Here is a 3246-nt window from a genome sequence, read left to right as displayed (position 1 = left end):
GACTTTCATAAGAATGCTAACTGCTGTGAATCAATATGGGCGAATACTACCAGAAAGCCAGGCCAGGTATAACCGCATTTATGTCTCATTTAAGCGGTTCGTCTTGTTATTGCTGAAATTGCGCGCCTTGGTATGAGAATTCGGATCGATTGATGAAATCGCTGCACTTTTTCACGCAGGGGGGTGTGGTATACTGCGCGCCTTGTTAAAGGTTAGGACTTATTGTGACAGAACAAATACCCAGCGAGCTGCCCGCTCGCGAACGCGCAGAATATTTAGTAGATACCATTCAGGAAACAGGCTTGGTATGGGGCCTTATGGGTAACGAAGGCTGGGTGATGGTTGAACTGGGTACGCAAACCGGTTTGCCTCTGTGGCCTGATGAAGCCAGTGTCTCGAGTTGGCAGCGCAAAGACTTACCTGAAAGCAAACCGCAGTCAATTGCATTGGCCGATTTTAAGGAATTGTGGCTTCCCGGCTTAAAAAAGAACAATGTGGCTCTGGTGTTATTTCCTAGCGGTACCTTGCGCGAAGGCATTGTAACTGGTCCTGACGAACTGCGTGAACAACTCGATGACGAGTAACGCACTGCCATTGGCGGAGCAATTGATTTTGGCCAAAGGCTGGGACAATATGCTGCGCCAACTCATGCTGGCAGGAAAGTATCTTCGCGTGCTGCCTGATGAAACGCGAACCGATTTCACCGAGGTGAAAGGCTGCCAGAGCAGGGTATGGCTAACCCTCGAAAAATCACCTGTGGATGGATGTGTTATGCTGGCCTGGTCTGACAGCAAGATCATTCGCGGTGTCCTGGCCATCATTCAGGAAAAGGTAAATTCACTGGACGCTGAAGCGTTGGCAAAGTTTGACTTTCCGGCGTATTTTTCTGCCATCGGCTTAGACCGGTATTTAAGCCAGTCGCGGGCAAATGGAATCAAGGATGTCGTGGCCCGTATTCAGGGTTAATTACACCCGGTTTTTAGCCTCTATCCACTGCGACATAAACTGTGTACTGCGCAGGCTGTGATGCCATACCAGCCCTTGCTGATATAGTGGAGCGCGGTATCCCTGAATATCATTCATTGCCTGAGCAATCTTATCGAACAACTGCCTATTACCGTTGATAACCGACTGTTGGTAGTGTTCAAGTAGTGCACGGCAGCGATCACTGGCTTGTTGCCATAAAGATTGATCAGTGTACAAATTCACTGCTGCCTGAATAAATTCGTGGTTATCAGAGGCTACAACGCCGCACCAGTCTTCCTCAGCGGCAATCCCTTCTGCCCCCACTGATGTGGTTACGGAGGGGGTGTTATGCCGCAATGCCGTCAGCAATTTGCCTTTCACCCCAGCCCCAAAGCGCAGCGGCGCCAAACATACTCTGGCTTGCGCCATAACGGTATTTACGTCCTCTACCCAACCTTTAACCAAAAAGCCTTTCGCCGGATTATGTAACTCGGTGGCTTTCTTGGGCGGGTACGCGCCGTAGATATGTAATTCCGCGTGGGGAAGTTGTTTGCGGATGGTTGGCCAGATATGCTGATGAAGCTGTAATACGCTGTCCCAGTTCGGGGCATGCCTGAAATTGCCAACCGTCATAAAGTGTTGTCGTTGTGTAAAGCTACATTGTTGCTGGCAGGCAGGCGTGTCTGCTGGAGGCTGCAATGGCAATAAAACCAGCTGTCGGGCGGGTACCTGATAGGTATTGATAAGCAAATCGTATTCATGTGCCGAAATAATCAAACTAATATCACTGCGTAGGATCGCTGCGATTTCGCGGTGCGCAAAGGCGTTGTTGAGTTCGGCGTAGCTAGCGTGCCCGGCGCGCTTTACGGCTTCGTGTCTGGCGTAACGCAAGCTGTGTAAATCTTCGGTGTTGAGTATGTGTAAGGTGTTTGGGCAGTGTTTGCGGATCCGCCAGGAAAACTGCTCTTCAGTCATAAAGCGGTCGAACAACACTATATCGGGCTGCAATTCACAAATCATGTTATCGAATGACGCATCATTGATAGCAATTTGCATGCTGGTAACGGGCAGGTTGTTGAAACCATCAGCATGTATGCTGTCGGTTGCCGCAGTTGCAAAGGTCAGGGCAAAGCCATGTTGATGAAAAGCACGCAACAAGCCTGACATATTCTGCCCAGCCGCTGAAGACTTAGATTCGGGCCACACTGCGCCAATTATCAGAACTTTTCTTGCCATACTGCGTTTTAACCTGCCTGCTTTGTCGGGCGGCAAGTTTACCATGCTCTAACCTTCAATCAATCATCTGGGCGCGACGGCGTACCTGTGGCATAGTGCGAATGTTGTTGAACAAAAAGGCGCGGTAATATGAGCGTTTGCACGCATTGGATATACGGCAGTGGCTTAATTGGCAGCTATTTGGGGGCGGTGCTGGGGCAAACCTACTCTGTTGAGTTTGTCGGCAGACCGGTCTGGCATCAACGACTGTTAAAAGGTGTGGCACTGGCCGACTACACAGGCGAAACCGCTGCGTTTAACGCGTCTGAAGCGCAGTTACACACTGAACTTCAGGGGCAACTGGAACATGCCACCATTTGGTTAACCGTCAAGTGCACAGCAATTGATGAAACGTTGCTGGCGTTGCAAAACAAAATTGGGAATGGCTGTACGCTGATCTGTTGCCAAAATGGTATTGGTAGTGTAGAAAAAGTGAAAGCGGCCTTTCCTGAATGCACCGTTCTGCAAGGGGTAGTGGGCTTTAACGTAGTGTGGGATGAAACACACAATGTATTGCGCCGCACCACCGAGGGCGTGCTCGCCATAGAAACAGGCTTGTCGGACGCCCTGCGGCCTGGCTGGCTTACCAGCCCGAACACTTCACTCTTACCTGTACACTGGCCGTTGGATATGCAGGCTTATTGTTGGGCCAAACTCCAACTGAATCTGGCTAATGCGGTAAACGCGCTGGCAAATATCCCTATTAAGCAAATGCTGCTAGACAAGCATTATCGGCAGATCATCGCCAGATTGATGGATGAATTGCTAACGGTATCCGGTGCTATGGGGATGGACCTTCCGCAATTAACCAAAGTACCTGCGACATGGATCCCACGGCTATTGCGATTACCCAATTGGCTTTTCACCCGAATTGCAGCAAAAATGCTCGATATTGACGATGACGCGCGTTCATCGATGTGGTGGGATCTTCAGGCTGGAAAAGTAACAGAAATTCAGTATTTGAATGGGGCAGTGGTCGCTACTGGTAAGCAATTTGGCTTGTCT

General features: G+C 49.9%; 4 protein-coding genes. 3 read left to right on the top strand and 1 reads right to left on the bottom strand.

Translation table 11 applies throughout. The annotated features are described in order from the left end of the window. Positions 1-224 precede the first annotated feature (224 nt). Both ACLR2L_RS19635 and ACLR2L_RS19630 read left to right on the top strand, forming a co-directional pair. Positions 225-584 carry a DUF2750 domain-containing protein gene (locus tag ACLR2L_RS19635; protein ID WP_181405084.1) on the top strand — a complete coding sequence of 120 codons (360 nt, stop codon included), beginning with the start codon at positions 225-227 and terminating at the stop codon, positions 582-584. Next, entirely contained in the window at positions 574-966 is a 393-nt protein-coding gene (locus ACLR2L_RS19630) for a SufE family protein (RefSeq protein WP_413370642.1), read from the top strand. Before ACLR2L_RS19635 ends, ACLR2L_RS19630 begins: the two co-directional genes overlap by 11 nt. Here ACLR2L_RS19630 and ACLR2L_RS19625 read toward each other — a convergent pair whose 3' ends face one another. Further along, the gene (locus ACLR2L_RS19625; protein WP_413370640.1) at positions 967-2247 is read right to left on the bottom strand and encodes a glycosyltransferase; all 1281 of its coding nucleotides are present in this window, start codon (positions 2245-2247) and stop codon (positions 967-969) included. It abuts the gene before it with no gap. A gap of 84 nt (positions 2248-2331) precedes the next feature. Between ACLR2L_RS19625 and ACLR2L_RS19620 the strand changes: the two genes are divergently transcribed. After that, on the top strand, positions 2332-3246 hold a 915-nt coding region (locus ACLR2L_RS19620; RefSeq protein WP_413370638.1), incomplete at its 3' end, for a 2-dehydropantoate 2-reductase.

Source organism: Alteromonas sp. AMM-1, assembly GCF_047290655.1.
Taxonomy (GTDB): domain Bacteria; phylum Pseudomonadota; class Gammaproteobacteria; order Enterobacterales; family Alteromonadaceae; genus Alteromonas; species Alteromonas mangrovi.
The sequence above is the reverse complement of the archived record's forward strand: the minus strand, read 5'-3'. Positions and strand labels throughout refer to the sequence as shown.